Genomic DNA, 13348 nt, shown 5'->3' with positions numbered 1-13348 from the left:
TTTGCCAAGATTTAATCACTTGGACGGGACGCTGTAAGGTGGCGACCACCATGTTGGGTACAGGGCGACTTACCCAACATGGACATATCGACATGAACGATCACGTCAATTCCGACACCACCGCGTCCCGCAAGATCTTGAGGCCGCGCCGGCTCGCGCTGCTCGGCACCGTGGCCGCGCTTGGCCTGGCCGTGCTGGCGACTGCCCCCGGCTCTTCGCCGTTCAGCGCGACCTCCTTCATTGCGCCTGCCCAGGCCGCGGAGAGCGCCGCGACACCGCCGGGCTTCGGCGACCTCGTCAGCAAGGTCAAACCTGCCGTCATCTCGGTCCGGGTCAGGATCGACCAGGACAACGATAAGAGCGCGATGCTGCAACAGAACCGCATGGATTCGGACGAGGCGACGCCGTTCGACCAGTTCTCACGGCAATTCGGCTTCCGCGGCCCTGGCATGGAAGGCATGCCGCGCCAGCGCCGCCAGATGATCACGGGCGAGGGCTCCGGCTTCTTCATCTCCGCCGACGGCTATGCCGTGACCAACAACCACGTCGTCGATCACGCCGAGTCGGTGCAAGTGACGATGGACGACGGCACGACCTACAGCGCGAAAGTGGTCGGCACCGATCCGAAGACCGATCTCGCGCTGATCAAGGTCGAAGGCAAGAAGGACTTTCCGTTCGTCAAATTCTCCGAGCAGAAGCCGCGTATCGGCGACTGGGTCGTCGCGGTCGGCAATCCCTTCGGCCTCGGCGGCACCGTGACCGCCGGCATCGTCTCGGCCAGCGGCCGCGACATCGGCAACGGTCCCTATGACGACTTCATCCAGATCGACGCGCCGATCAACAAGGGTAATTCCGGCGGCCCGGCCTTCGACATGAACGGCAACGTGATCGGTGTAAACACTGCGATTTTCTCGCCCTCCGGCGGCTCGGTCGGCATCGGCTTCGACATTCCGGCCTCGACCGCAAAGCTCGTCGTCGCACAGTTGAAGGACAAGGGCGCGGTCACACGCGGCTGGCTCGGCGTGCAGGTGCAGCCGGTGACGTCGGATATCGCCGACAGCCTCGGCCTCAAGGAGGCGCGCGGCGCGATCGTCGACAATCCGCAGGACGGCAGCCCGGCGGCGAAGGCGGGCATCGAGGCGGGCGACGTCATCACCGCGGTCAATGGCACCGCGATCAAGGATTCCCGCGATCTCGCCCGCACCATCGCCACCCTGGCGCCGGGCACGTCCGTGAAGCTCGATGTCGTCCACAAGGGCGACAGCAAGACGGTGACACTGGCGCTCGGCGAGTTGCCGAACGAGCGGCAAGCTAGAGCCGACGAGAGCAAGTCGCAGCCAGATGCCGGCATGCCGCCGCGTCTCGGGCTCAGCCTGGCTCCGGCCGGCGACGTGCAGGGCGCCGGCCAGAAGGGCGTCGTAGTCACTGAAGTCGATCCGCAAGGTCCGGCCGCACAGCGCGGCATCCAGACCGGCGACGTCATCCTCAATGTGGGCGGCAAGGCCGTCGCCAACATCGGCGATGTCCGTTCGGAGCTGGCGCAAGCGAAATCGTCCGGCAAGCGCAGTGTGCTGCTGCAGGTCAGAAGCGCGCAGGCGACCCGGTTCGTGGCGGTGCCGCTCGCATAAGTCGAAGGTCGATCGGCGTAAATCCAAAAAGGCGGCCCCCGGGCCGCCTTTCTTGTTCGCCTTCAGGATTCCGAATGCCGGCCGATAACATTCTCGTTAACGGCAGGGAGGATGACCCGGTTCGTCCGAAAAAGCCGTGTTCGCTCATCACAATTGCCGATCTCGTATGGACTCGGCGGCAATGAAGCCGCCGACGATTGCAAGCGTGGAACTTCGAATTTACCGCCGCTGAGCTGGGCCGGCCGGCAATTCGTATTGATCGGTGCCGACATGGATCGATTGAAGCTCTCGCTAAGGACTGCGCTGCTCGTGGCGCCATTCGTGCTGTGGGGTGGAAACGCTCTCGGGCGTGACGACGGCCGTTACGCGGACTCTCCCCTCAAGCCATGGTTCGACGGCCTTCGCAGCCATCTCGGCCCGTGCTGCTCGGATGCGGATGGGTTTGCCGTCGCCGATCCCGACTGGGACTCGCACAATGGACATTATCGCGTGCGGCTCGACGGCGAGTGGGTCGAGGTACCGGACGAAGCCGTGATCACCGAGCCGAACCGGGCCGGCCGCACCATGGTGTGGCCGGTGAAGACCGCGTTCGGCGTTTCGATCCGCTGCTTCATGCCGGGCAGCATGATCTGACGGAGGTCAGCGCGACCGTTTGGAGGATTTGCGCTTCGACGTTTTCTTCGAGCTCTTCTTCGAAGTCTTCTTGGACGTTTTCCGAGCTGTCTTCTTTGACGTTTTCTTGGACGTCTTCCGCTTCGCGGCTTTCTTTGGGACCTTCTTGCCCTTCTTGCGCGCTTTCGACAGGCCGATCGCGATTGCCTGCTTGCGGCTCTTCACGCGTCCGCCTCGACCGCCCGGTCCGCTTTTGGCGGTACCCTTCTTGTAGCGCTTCATCTCGCTTTCGACATCGCTGCCGGCGCTGCGCGAGTAGCGGCGCTTCTTTGCCTTGCGTGCCATGCATGTTCTCCCTTGGCCGGGGAAAACCATCCGAGACAGGCATAGTTCCGAAAGCGCGCGCGAACGTCGGGGATACGCGACCCAGCCTAGAACGAATCCGCCAACTCGATCTCGGCTTCCAGCACCTGAATGCGCCGCGCTGCCTCGCTGGAGGACAGATCCCGGGCATATTGCGCGGGTTGATACGCCTCTTCGCTCAGCCGTTTCAGCCGGAGGCCCTGCGCCCGCGTCATCTGCTCGGTGAGGAAAGCCTTGGCGGTGAGGGAAGTCTTGTCGGTCAGGAAAGTCTTGGCGTCGTATTTACCTTGAACCTGCATGTCGCTTCTCCCTTCTGAAATCGTGACTTGACTATATGTTCTTATTTTGTTCTAACAAGCCATGGACAACAGAATTAATGAAATTCGACGTAAAATCAGCGCCTTGAGGCTGGAAATGGCCGATATCGAGGTGTCCGTCCGCGAACTCGTCGAGCGCGATCGTGACTGCACAGAGAAGGCCCTGGCGCAGATGGATCTGCGCCGGAAAATCAATCTGCTGATCGGCGAATGGAAGGCTGCAGGTGGCGGCGATGTCCTGCCGAATGTCCGCGACAGGATGCGCCTTCGTTCCGCGAAGACATCAGGTAGTCCTCTGCGCGTGGTTGCGCGCCGCTGAAAGCTTTGGGAGCGCACGGTGGAGGAAGACCCGGATGCGTACCGGATTCTGAAGCTGCGCGCCGAGATTCTCGAACTGGGCTCCGCCATCCGGCAGCTGCAACGCGAGGGGCTCGACGACGCCGCGGCCCAGCTCTTGATCGCGCGCAAGCGTGCACGACTCGATCATCTGGTGAAATCAGATCTCGGAGCGCGCCTTAAAGTCACTGAGGGCCGACGCAGCTAAGCGAGTTCGTCACGTCAAGACAGGTAGATCAGGGCGCCTTCGGCGTGCCGTCCCAGCAATAGAACGCCCGAGATCAAGAGCCCGAGGCCGGCCGGCAGATAATAGAACGAGCCACCCAAGGCGATCAGCCACGCGCCCCCGATCGCGATGATGATGCCGCAGATGAGCATGATTGCGCCGAGCAGCGGCGCCGCCCAGCGCGAGAGCAATGACCGAACGTTTGCCATTCGCCACCTCGATGGAATGCGGTTCAAACGATCTTCTCGGCGAACGTTCCTGTGGCTGACACAACCTGCCGCACATCCGCGTGAAGCACGCAATCGCGCGGAACGGAAGTCGGCTCGACTGATTGACCGGGCTCCTCTCTCATCAACGGAGTGTTCCATGGAGCTTCAGGGTAAGACGATCGCGATTTTGGCCACGCACGGCTTTGAACAATCGGAACTGGAAGTGCCGCGCGACCGCTTGAAACAGGCGGGTGCGACGGTCCACGTCGTCTCGCTTGCACCCGGCGAGATCAAGGGCTGGGACAAAAAGGATTGGGGTCGGGCCGTGAAGGTGGACAGGACCCTCGACCAGGTTTCCGGCAGCGACTACGACGCGGTCGTTCTGCCGGGCGGGCAGATCAATCCGGACCTCCTGCGGGTCGAGCCGAAGGCGCTGAGCTTCGTCAAGGACATCTTCAACGCGAAGAAGATCGTTGCGGCTGTCTGCCATGCGCCTTGGCTCCTGATTGAAACAGGCATCGCCAAGGGCCGCAAGCTGACCTCATACAAATCGATCAAGACCGATGTCATCAATGCCGGCGCGGCATGGGAAGACTCGGAGGTGGTTGTTGACCAGGGCGTCATCACCTCGCGCAACCCCGGAGATCTCGAAGCCTTCAGCGCCAAAATCATCGAAGAGATCAAGGAAGGTCGGCACCTTCAACGCAGCGCCGCGTGAAGTCAGCGGCTCCCGGAGGGAAAAGCCCCGCGCGGCCGCGGGGCTTTTGTCTGACATCTCGGCGGGGATTTACTTGGTGTTGCTCATGCCGGCCTTGTTGTTCGTCATGGTGCCGCCCTGGTCGGAGCCGGGGCCTGAGCCGCCCTGACCGGAGGGGTCAGCACCCTTGGAGGACTTGGTGTTGGCGCCCGTGGTGGTCTGCGACGACGACATCGAGGATCCGTGTTTCGCCTTGTGCGACTTGGCCTGCACGGCGAACGGTGCGGCGGCCAGGCCGGTTGCCAACATTACGGCAAGAGCGAGCTTGGTAGTCTTCATGTTCGGGAACTCCCTGAGTTGAATTGACGCAGGCAGCCAACTGCCATTCGTCGCAGGAGTTCCGAACAAAGAAGTTCCGGTAAATCCCGCATAGTTCAAGTTTGCTTGTCCTCTGCGAGGATGAATACGACGCCGGTCAGTGTCGCGCCGATCGCGAACGTCGTCACCAATGTGAGGGCGAACACGACCACGGCCTGCCTTCCGCCATGACTCAGCAAATTGGCGACGCCGGGATTGGACAGCACGAGCAAGAGGCTGAAAGCGAGCCCGAGGGCTGCGCCCATCATGGCGTGCGTCATCAGCTTGATGAGCCCGCTGGGAGAGATCAGGTCCGACGACTTCTTCGCGCGCATGGAACTCTATCCCAATCTGGCATGCAACGCCTGCGTCACTCGCCGGTTCCACCTGCATGAAGGAATTGTCATAGTCCGCTTCATCCGACGTTCATGCCGGGCCTGCAAGAATGACCGCGCAACACGGGAACATTCGATATGGGTAAGGTGGTCTTTCTCTATCGCTCTCTGGCTTATCGTAACGCCGCTGCGGACATCCTCCGCAAGGCGCGGAAGCTGCCCCGCGGCGCGGAGCGAAGCGCGGCGTGCCGCTATGCCAAGGCGCTGCGCGATCTCGCCCAAACGGAAGCATGGCTCGAAGGACAGGTCGCGCGCGAACCGCAAACGACGCAGCGCAGGAAGAGTGCGGCCTCCGGCTAACCGGACGCGCGCTGCAATTCGGCAGAGCTGGCGGCTTCGAAGTTGCCGGGCGCGGTGGTCGCGGCAGTCTTGCGGACCAACGGTACCTCGAGCCGGCACAACAGACCCTCGGCCCGCCAATCGAATCGCGCCTGCCCGCCAAGCTGGGACTCGACGCTCGCAAGCAGGCTCCGCGTACCAAAGCCGCGGGATTTCGGCGTCATGACAAGCGGGCCGCCGGATTCCTCCCAGGTCAGCGTGAGCAGCTCGTCCGCGACCTGCCAGCCGATCGCGAGCCGTCCCGTCCGCGTCGAGAGCGCGCCATACTTCGCCGAGTTGGTGAAAAGCTCATGCAGCGCCAGCGCCAGCGTCTGGGCGGTTGCCGGCAGCAACTGAACTTCGGAGCCCGCCAATTTGATCTGGCCCCCGAGGGAATAGGGCGCAAGCTCCTCGTCGATCAGCTTCGAGAGTTCGGCGCCCTGCCAGCTCGATAGCGACAGGATCGTATGCACGCGCGCCAGTGCATTGATGCGTCCTTCGACGGCGCTGACATAGGCTTTGACCTCGTCGGCGCGGGTGAGGCGCACGATCGATTGCGCCAGCGCCAGCGCATTCTTGGCGCGATGATCGACTTCCCGCGCCAGGAGAGTCTGCCGTTCCTCGGCGCGCTTGCGTTCGGTGATGTCCACCGTCACGCCGCTGACGCGCATGACCCGACCGCTATCGTCAACCGTGGCGGCGGCCGTGCCGACACACCAGCGCACATCGCCGTCGGGCCGCACGATGCGGAACTCCGTTTCATAGGAGCGTGTGCCCTTGTTGAATTCGGCAATCGCCTTGCGCAATTGATCGACGTCATCCGGATGCAACAGCGCCTGAACGTTGGCCGGATTCACCTCGAAGCTCTCCGGGCCAACACCAAAGATGCGGTATTGTCCCTCGTCCCACATCCAGTCGCCGGTGATCCAGTCCCAATCCCAGGAGCCCATCTTGCCGGCGGCGATTGCCATGCTGCGCCGCTCTTCGCTCTCGCGCAGCTTTGCAGTTGAATTCTCCAGCTCGGCGGTGCGTGCGCGCACGCGGTCCTCGAGATCCTGGTTCAGTCGTTCGAGTTCGCGCGTCTTGCGATAGAGCTCTGCAAACACCTTGACCTTGGCGCGCAGCACCTCCGGCACGACCGGCACGGGGACGTAGTCGACGGCGCCCATCTCGTAGCCGCGCAGGCGGTCGATGTCGCTGACTTGAATGGCCGAGATGAAGATCATCGCGGTCTTCTGGAAGCGCGGGTGCTCGCGGATCATCGCGGCGAGCTCGAAGCCGTCGAGCTCGGGCATGCAGACGTCGACCAGGATCACCGCGATCTCGGTCTTGAGCAGCACCTCCAGGGCCTCGCGACCGGACGAGGCGATCACGAGATTCTGGCCGAGATCCTTCAGGATCACCTCATAGGCGAGCAGCTTGGCCGGCTGGTCGTCGACGAGGAGGATGTTGACCTTTTCGTGGTCCATACGGGCATCCAACTCAGCGGTGCAGCCACATGCGGATTGCAAGCAGCAATTGATCGGTGTTGACGGGTTTGGCGAGATAGTCGGACGCGCCGGCCTCGAGACATTTCTCGCGGTCGCCCTTCATGGCCTTGGCCGTCAACGCGATGATCGGGAGACGGGCGAAGGTCGGATTTTCACGAATGACGCCGATCGTCTGATACCCATCCATCTGCGGCATCATGATGTCCATCAGCACGATGGCGATCTCCGGGTTGGATTCGACCAGGGTCACCGCCTCGTTGCCGGTCGTGGCCGTCAGCACCTTCATGCCGCGCCGCTCCAGCACGCTTGACAGCGCGAAGATATTGCGGGCGTCGTCGTCGACGAGCAGTGCGGTCTTGCCGATCAGGTCCTCGTCGGAACTGTTCAGCTTCTCGAGCATGCGCTGTTTCTCGACCGGCAATTCCGTGATCACGCGGTGCAGGAACAGCGCGGTCTCGTCGAGCAGTCGCTCCGGCGATTCCACGCCCTTGACCACGATGCTCCGCGCCATGGTGTGGAGTTCCGCATCTTCCTCGGCCGACAGCTCGCGGCCGGTGAAGACGACGACCGGAACATTCGATAGCGCGTCATCGTTCCGGATCTGGTCCAGCACCTCGAAGCCGGTCATGTCGGGTAGGCGCAGGTCGAGCACGACGCAATCACAGGGGTTCTCACGCAGCATCGAGAGCGCGTCGGCACCGGTTCCGGTCGTCACGATCTCGATGTCGTCGTGATGCAGGAGCTCGCGGATCGAGAGCTGCTCGGCCTCGTTGTCCTCGACGATCAGCAGCCGCTTGCGCCGCGGCCGCGCATATTCCTTGATCTGCGTCAGCGCGGCCGAGACACCCTCGGTCGTCGTCGGCTTGTTGACGAAGGAGAAGGCGCCGCGCGCCAGCGCATGCTGGCGGTCCTCGTCGAGCGTGATGATCTGAACGGGGATGTGGCGGGTCAGCGGATTGTGCTTGAGCTGGCTCAGCACGGTCCAGCCGAGCATATCAGGCAGGAATACGTCGAGCGAGACGGCCCTCGGCTGGTACTGCTTTGCAAGCTCCAGCGCCTCCGCGCCGCGGGCGGCGACCAACACCTTGAATCCCTTGTCGCGCGCGAGGTCGACCAGCACGCGCGCGTAGTGCGGGTCGTCCTCGACGATCAGGAGGATGCTGTCGCCGGGTTCGAGGTTGAGCCGGTCGTCGGGAAGCTGCTCGATCACGCGCTGCGGTTCGGCTGTCGCGGGCTGCAGCGCCGGCGGCTGGCTCTGTTGGGGCGTGGCGCGGGGCGCGAGCGTCGGGCCGGAATATTTCAGCGGCAGGTAAAGTGTGAAGCACGAGCCCTTGCCCGGCAAGCTGCGCAGGTGGATCTCGCCGCCGAGCAGGCTTGCGAGCTCGCGGCTGATCGCAAGGCCGAGGCCGGTGCCGCCATATTTGCGGCTGGTGCCGGCATCGGCTTGCTGGAAGGCCTCGAAGATCAGTTTCTGCTTCTCCAGGGGAATGCCGATGCCCGTGTCGGACACTTCGAATGCGATCACCGCCGGCGCCGAGTTCAGCACGGGATGATCCGTGCCCCAGCCGCCGACCGCGGCGGCGACCTTCAGGCGCACCTCGCCTTCGGCGGTGAACTTGAAGGCGTTGGAGAGCAGGTTCTTCAAAACCTGCTGCAGGCGCTTGGAATCGGTGACGAGGCTACGCGCGAGATTCGGATCGACGTCGATCTTGAACGACAAATTGCGGTTCTCCGCCTCGTGACGGAACGGCCGCCCGACCGTCTCGAGCAGGTTCGCGGTCAGGATTTCCTCGGCGTCGACCGTCACCGTGCCGGACTCGATCTTGGAGAGATCGAGAATGTCGCTGATGAGATTGAGCAGGTCGGTGCCGGCGCCGTGGATGGTGCGGGCGAATTCGACCTGCTTGCCGGTAAGATTGCCGTCCGGATTGTCGGTGAGCTGCTGGCCGAGGATCAGGATGGAGTTCAGCGGCGTGCGCAGCTCGTGGCTCATATTGGCCAGGAATTCGGACTTGTACTTCGAGGTCAGCGCGAGCTCGGTCGCCTTTTCCTCCAGTGCGCGACGGGCCTGCTCGATCTCCTGGTTCTTGCGCTCGACTTCGACGTTGCGCTCGGCGAGCTGCTGCGCCTTCTGTTCGAGCTGGTCGTTGGTCTGCTGCAATTCGCGCTGCTGGGTCTGGAGCTCGCCGGCGAGCTGCTGCGACTGCTTGAGCAGGCCCTCGGTCTGCATCGTCGCCTCGATCGAGTTGAGCACGATGCCGATCGAGTCCGTGAGCTGCTCCAGGAAGGTCATCTGCGAGGTCGTGAAGGAGGTGAGCGAGGCGAGCTCGATGACCGCCTTGACCTGGCCTTCGAACAGCACCGGCAGCACCACGAGGTTCTTCGGCGCGACGCGAAGCAGCGCCGAATTGATCGGCACCACGTCGGGCGGAATGTCCGCAATCACGCGCGGGCGCCGGTCGAGCGCGCATTGGCCGATCAGGCCATCGCCGAATGGCAGCACGCGCGGATACGGATAGACGCCGTCGCCGGCATAGGAGGCAAGCAGCAGGAGCCGCGGACTGTCTTCGTTCTCGACCTGATAGATCACGCCGGTATGCGCGTTCACCAGCGGCGACAATTCGGTCAACAGCAGGCGACCGACGGTGGTGAGGTCCCGCTGGCCCTGAAGCATGTTGGTGAATTTCGCCAGATTGGTCTTCAGCCAGTCCTGTTCGGTGTTCACGTCCGTCGTGAGACGGAGGTTCGTGATCATCGTGTTGATGTTGTCTTTCAGCTCCGCGACCTCGCCGCGGGCGTCGACCTGGATCGACCGCGTCAGGTCGCCCTTGGTCACGGCGGTCGCCACTTCCGCGATCGCACGCACCTGCGAGGTGAGGTTGGCCGCCAGCAAATTGACGTTGCCGGTGAGATCCTTCCAGGTGCCCGCGGCGCCGGGCACGTCGGCCTGACCACCGAGCCTGCCCTCGACGCCGACCTCGCGCGCCACCGACGTCACCTGGTCGGCGAAGGTCGCGAGCGTCTCGGTCATGTTGTTGATGGTGTCGGCGAGCGCCGCGACCTCGCCCTTCGATTTCACGGTGAGGTTCTGCTTGAGGTCGCCGTTGGCGACCGCGGTCACCACCTTGACGATGCCGCGGACCTGCTCGGTCAGGTTCGCCGCCATGAAGTTGACGGTGTCGGTGAGATCTTTCCAGGTGCCGGCGACGCCGGGCACCTGGGCCTGGCCGCCGAGTTCGCCTTCGGTGCCGACCTCGCGGGCAACGCGCGTGACTTCGCCGGCGAACGCATTGAGCTGGTCCACCATGGTGTTGATGGTGTTCTTGAGCTCGAGGATTTCGCCCTTCACGTCGACGGTGATCTTGCGCGACAGGTCGCCGCGCGCGACGGCGGTGGTGACTTCGGCGATGTTGCGGACCTGGGTGGTGAGGTTCGCGGCCAGCAAATTGACGTTGTCGGTGAGGTCCTTCCAGGTGCCGCCGACGCCGGGCACGACAGCCTGGCCGCCGAGCCGGCCCTCGGTGCCGACCTCGCGTGCGACGCGCGTCACTTCCGCGGCGAAGGAACGGAGCTGCTCGACCATGGTGTTCAAGGTGTCCTTGAGCAGCAGAATTTCGCCGCGCACGTCCACCGTGATCTTCTTCGACAGGTCGCCGCCGGCGATTGCGGTCGCGACCTCGGCAATGTTGCGGACCTGCGCCGTCAGGTTCGAGGCCATGAAGTTGACGTTGTCGGTGAGATCCTTCCAGGTGCCGGCAACGCCGGGCACCTCGGCCTGGCCGCCGAGCTTGCCTTCGGTGCCGACCTCGCGCGCGACGCGCGTGACTTCACCGGCGAAGCCGTTGAGCTGGTCCACCATGGTGTTGATGGTATTCTTCAGCTCGAGGATTTCACCGCGGACGTCGACGGTGATCTTGCGCGAGAGGTCGCCGCGCGCCACGGCCGTGGTCACTTCGGCGATGTTGCGGACCTGGGCGGTGAGGTTGCCCGCCATCGAGTTGACGCTGTCGGTGAGGTCCTTCCAGGTGCCGGCCACGCCGGGCACGTTGGCCTGGCCGCCGAGCCGACCTTCGGTGCCGACCTCGCGCGCGACGCGCGTCACCTCGCCCGCGAAGCGGTTGAGCTGGTCGACCATCGTGTTCAGCGTGTCCTTGAGCTGAAGGATCTCGCCGCGCACGTCCACGGTGATCTTGCGCGACAAGTCGCCGCCGGCGATCGCGGTCGCGACTTCGGCGATGTTGCGGACCTGCGCGGTGAGGTTGCCCGCCATCGAGTTGACGCTGTCGGTGAGGTCCTTCCAGGTGCCGGCGACGCCGGGCACTTCGGCCTGGCCGCCGAGCTTGCCTTCGGTGCCGACTTCGCGCGCAACGCGCGTGACTTCGCCGGCGAAGGCGTTGAGCTGGTCCACCATGGTGTTGAGCGTTTCCTTCAGCTGAAGGATTTCGCCTGACACGTTGACCGTGATCTTCTTCGACAAATCCCCCTTGGCCACCGCGGTCGCGACTTCGGCGATGTTGCGGACCTGGCCGGTCAGGTTCGAGGCCATCGAGTTGACGCTGTCGGTGAGATCCTTCCAGGTGCCGGCGACGCCGCGCACCTGGGCCTGGCCGCCGAGCTTGCCTTCGGTGCCGACCTCGCGCGCGACGCGCGTGACTTCGCCGGCAAAGGCGTTGAGCTGGTCCACCATGGTGTTGATGGTGTCTTTCAGCTCCAGGATTTCGCCGCGGACATCGACGGTGATCTTTTTCGACAAATCGCCGCCGGCGACCGCGGTCGTCACCTCGGCGATGTTACGGACCTGCGCGGTGAGGTTCGAGGCCATCGAGTTGACGCTCTCGGTCAAGTCCTTCCAGGTGCCGGCGACGCCGAGCACGTTGGCCTGACCGCCGAGCCGGCCCTCGGTGCCGACCTCGCGCGCGACGCGCGTGACTTCGCCGGCGAAGGCGTTGAGCTGGTCGACCATCGTGTTGAGCGTTTCCTTCAATTGAAGGATTTCGCCGGAGACGTTCACCGTGATCTTCTTGGAGAGGTCGCCGCTCGCGATGGCGGTGGCAACGTCGGCGATGTTGCGGACCTGCGCGGTGAGGTTCGACGCCATGAAGTTGACGTTGTCGGTGAGGTCCTTCCAGGTACCGGCGACGCCCGGCACCTGGGCCTGGCCGCCGAGCTTGCCTTCGGTGCCGACCTCGCGCGCGACGCGCGTCACTTCCGAGGCGAACGAGTTGAGCTGGTCCACCATGGTGTTGATGGTGTCCTTCAGCTCCAGGATCTCGCCACGCACGTCCACCGTGATCTTGCGCGACAGGTCGCCGCGCGCCACGGCGGTGGTGACGTTGGCGATGTTGCGCACCTGTGCGGTGAGGTTGCCGCACATCGCGTTGACGCTATCGGTGAGATCCTTCCAGGTGCCGGCAACGCCTGGCACGATGGCCTGGCCGCCAAGTTTGCCGTCGGTGCCGACTTCGCGCGCGACTCGCGTCACTTCCGAGGCAAAGGAGCGGAGCTGGTCCACCATCGTGTTGATGGCTTCCTTGAGCTGAAGGATCTCGCCGCGGACGTCGACCGTGATCTTCTTCGAGAGGTCGCCGTTCGCAACCGCGATCGTCACCTCGGCGATGTTGCGAACCTGGTTGGTCAGGTTGTTCGCCATCGAGTTGACGCTCTCGGTCAGATCCTTCCAGACGCCGGTCACCTCAGGCACCTGGGCCTGGCCGCCGAGCTTGCCCTCGGTGCCGACCTCGCGCGCCACGCGCGTCACCTCGGAGGTAAACACGCCGAGCTGCTTGATCATGGTGTTGACGATAGTCGCCGACTGCAGGAATTCGCCGCGCAGCGGACGTCCATCGACGTCGAGCTTGACGGTCTGGAGCAGGTCGCCCTGCGCCACGGCCGCGACCGCGCGCGTCACCTCGCGCGTCGGCCACAGCAAATCGTCGATCAACGTGTTGACGGAGCCTTCCATGTCGGCCCAGGAGCCGGAGGCCAGCCCGAACTTCACGCGCTGGCGCGTCTTTCCCTCGCGGCCCACGACCTGGCCGACCAGCTCGAGCTGCTGCGCCATGCGCTGATTGGCGGCGATGATGTCGTTGAAAGTATCGGCGAGCTTGCCGTCGATGCCGAGATAGTCGCCGCTCATGCGCACGGAGAAATCGCCGTTGCGCATGGCCTGCAGGGCGAGCAGCAATTCTGCCCGGGAATCGGGCTCCGACATGCCGTTGGTTTTTGGCTTTGGAACGCGACGACCGGAACGTGATGCAGATCCGGGATCGAGGTCGCTCATAATTTGTCCCCCGCAGGCGTCGGCCGATTCCCAGGCGAGACGCGGTTTATCAAAATAGAGCGTCAGCAAAATTCGAAATCAAGCGCCAACGTCACGGCGCCCGGAAGTGGAACCTGCTTT

13 protein-coding genes are annotated in these 13348 nt (G+C 63.8%); 6 read left to right on the top strand and 7 right to left on the bottom strand.

Features of this window, described 5'->3' with window-relative positions; translation table 11 throughout:
- The first annotated feature begins 92 nt into the window (after positions 1 to 92).
- On the top strand, positions 93 to 1628 hold the full coding sequence (locus AC0L3C_RS15850) for a Do family serine endopeptidase (protein ID WP_473265140.1): 1536 nt from the start codon (positions 93 to 95) through the stop codon (positions 1626 to 1628).
- Between the two features lie 270 nt (positions 1629 to 1898).
- Positions 1899 to 2261 carry a hypothetical protein gene (locus AC0L3C_RS15845; protein ID WP_007607279.1) on the top strand — a complete coding sequence of 121 codons (363 nt, stop codon included), beginning with the start codon at positions 1899 to 1901 and terminating at the stop codon, positions 2259 to 2261.
- Between the two features lie 6 nt (positions 2262 to 2267).
- Here the strand turns inward: AC0L3C_RS15845 and AC0L3C_RS15840 are convergent, their stop codons facing one another.
- Both AC0L3C_RS15840 and AC0L3C_RS15835 read right to left on the bottom strand, forming a co-directional pair.
- Entirely contained in the window at positions 2268 to 2585 is a 318-nt protein-coding gene (locus AC0L3C_RS15840) for a DUF6496 domain-containing protein (protein ID WP_473265141.1), read from the bottom strand.
- A gap of 86 nt (positions 2586 to 2671) precedes the next feature.
- The gene (locus tag AC0L3C_RS15835) at positions 2672 to 2902 is read right to left on the bottom strand and encodes a DUF3072 domain-containing protein (protein ID WP_275171690.1); all 231 of its coding nucleotides are present in this window, start codon (positions 2900 to 2902) and stop codon (positions 2672 to 2674) included.
- 115 nt (positions 2903 to 3017) lie between these two features.
- Here AC0L3C_RS15835 and AC0L3C_RS15830 point away from each other — a divergent pair, with 115 nt between their 5' ends.
- Both AC0L3C_RS15830 and AC0L3C_RS15825 read left to right on the top strand, forming a co-directional pair.
- Positions 3018 to 3239: a hypothetical protein gene (locus tag AC0L3C_RS15830; protein WP_473265204.1), complete on the top strand. Its 222-nt coding sequence runs from the start codon at positions 3018 to 3020 to the stop codon at positions 3237 to 3239.
- 18 nt (positions 3240 to 3257) lie between these two features.
- Entirely contained in the window at positions 3258 to 3464 is a 207-nt protein-coding gene (locus AC0L3C_RS15825; RefSeq protein ID WP_473265143.1) for a hypothetical protein, read from the top strand.
- Between the two features lie 14 nt (positions 3465 to 3478).
- Here the strand turns inward: AC0L3C_RS15825 and AC0L3C_RS15820 are convergent, their stop codons facing one another.
- Positions 3479 to 3634, bottom strand: a complete 156-nt coding sequence (locus AC0L3C_RS15820; RefSeq protein WP_473281492.1) for a hypothetical protein — start codon at positions 3632 to 3634, stop codon at positions 3479 to 3481.
- 214 nt (positions 3635 to 3848) lie between these two features.
- Between AC0L3C_RS15820 and AC0L3C_RS15815 the strand changes: the two genes are divergently transcribed.
- Positions 3849 to 4409, top strand: coding sequence for a type 1 glutamine amidotransferase domain-containing protein (locus AC0L3C_RS15815; protein WP_473265205.1), 561 nt, complete (start codon positions 3849 to 3851; stop codon positions 4407 to 4409).
- Between the two features lie 69 nt (positions 4410 to 4478).
- On the opposite strand, the gene AC0L3C_RS15810 is transcribed toward AC0L3C_RS15815, so the two are convergent.
- Entirely contained in the window at positions 4479 to 4727 is a 249-nt protein-coding gene (locus AC0L3C_RS15810; protein WP_018456198.1) for a hypothetical protein, read from the bottom strand.
- 95 nt (positions 4728 to 4822) lie between these two features.
- Positions 4823 to 5080, bottom strand: coding sequence for a hypothetical protein (locus AC0L3C_RS15805; RefSeq protein ID WP_473265145.1), 258 nt, complete (start codon positions 5078 to 5080; stop codon positions 4823 to 4825).
- Positions 5081 to 5218: 138 nt separating this feature from the next.
- On the opposite strand from AC0L3C_RS15805, the gene AC0L3C_RS15800 reads away from it, so the two are divergent.
- Positions 5219 to 5440: a hypothetical protein gene (locus tag AC0L3C_RS15800; RefSeq protein ID WP_473408415.1), complete on the top strand. Its 222-nt coding sequence runs from the start codon at positions 5219 to 5221 to the stop codon at positions 5438 to 5440.
- On the opposite strand, the gene AC0L3C_RS15795 is transcribed toward AC0L3C_RS15800, so the two are convergent.
- Positions 5437 to 6927, bottom strand: coding sequence for an HWE histidine kinase domain-containing protein (locus AC0L3C_RS15795; protein WP_473265146.1), 1491 nt, complete (start codon positions 6925 to 6927; stop codon positions 5437 to 5439). The genes AC0L3C_RS15800 and AC0L3C_RS15795 overlap by 4 nt on opposite strands.
- A gap of 13 nt (positions 6928 to 6940) precedes the next feature.
- Positions 6941 to 13228: a HAMP domain-containing protein gene (locus tag AC0L3C_RS15790; RefSeq protein WP_473408414.1), complete on the bottom strand. Its 6288-nt coding sequence runs from the start codon at positions 13226 to 13228 to the stop codon at positions 6941 to 6943.
- Between the last annotated feature and the right edge of the window lie 120 nt (positions 13229 to 13348).

The organism is Bradyrhizobium sp. WSM4872, from assembly GCF_055811715.1.
The sequence above is the reverse complement of the archived record's forward strand: the minus strand, read 5'-3'. Positions and strand labels throughout refer to the sequence as shown.

What these genes read in the sequence shown, in the direction of transcription:
- AC0L3C_RS15850 (WP_473265140.1), top strand. Translation starts at nt 93, where the DNA reads ATGAACGATCACGTCAATTCCGACACCACCGCGTCCCGCAAGATCTTG.
- AC0L3C_RS15845 (WP_007607279.1), top strand. Translation starts at nt 1,899, where the DNA reads ATGGATCGATTGAAGCTCTCGCTAAGGACTGCGCTGCTCGTGGCGCCA.
- AC0L3C_RS15840 (WP_473265141.1), bottom strand. Translation starts at nt 2,585, where the DNA reads ATGGCACGCAAGGCAAAGAAGCGCCGCTACTCGCGCAGCGCCGGCAGC.
- AC0L3C_RS15835 (WP_275171690.1), bottom strand. Translation starts at nt 2,902, where the DNA reads ATGCAGGTTCAAGGTAAATACGACGCCAAGACTTTCCTGACCGACAAG.
- AC0L3C_RS15830 (WP_473265204.1), top strand. Translation starts at nt 3,018, where the DNA reads ATGGCCGATATCGAGGTGTCCGTCCGCGAACTCGTCGAGCGCGATCGT.
- AC0L3C_RS15820 (WP_473281492.1), bottom strand. Translation starts at nt 3,634, where the DNA reads ATGCTCATCTGCGGCATCATCATCGCGATCGGGGGCGCGTGGCTGATC.
- AC0L3C_RS15815 (WP_473265205.1), top strand. Translation starts at nt 3,849, where the DNA reads ATGGAGCTTCAGGGTAAGACGATCGCGATTTTGGCCACGCACGGCTTT.
- AC0L3C_RS15810 (WP_018456198.1), bottom strand. Translation starts at nt 4,727, where the DNA reads ATGAAGACTACCAAGCTCGCTCTTGCCGTAATGTTGGCAACCGGCCTG.
- AC0L3C_RS15805 (WP_473265145.1), bottom strand. Translation starts at nt 5,080, where the DNA reads ATGCGCGCGAAGAAGTCGTCGGACCTGATCTCTCCCAGCGGGCTCATC.
- AC0L3C_RS15800 (WP_473408415.1), top strand. Translation starts at nt 5,219, where the DNA reads ATGGGTAAGGTGGTCTTTCTCTATCGCTCTCTGGCTTATCGTAACGCC.
- AC0L3C_RS15795 (WP_473265146.1), bottom strand. Translation starts at nt 6,927, where the DNA reads ATGGACCACGAAAAGGTCAACATCCTCCTCGTCGACGACCAGCCGGCC.
- AC0L3C_RS15790 (WP_473408414.1), bottom strand. Translation starts at nt 13,228, where the DNA reads ATGAGCGACCTCGATCCCGGATCTGCATCACGTTCCGGTCGTCGCGTT.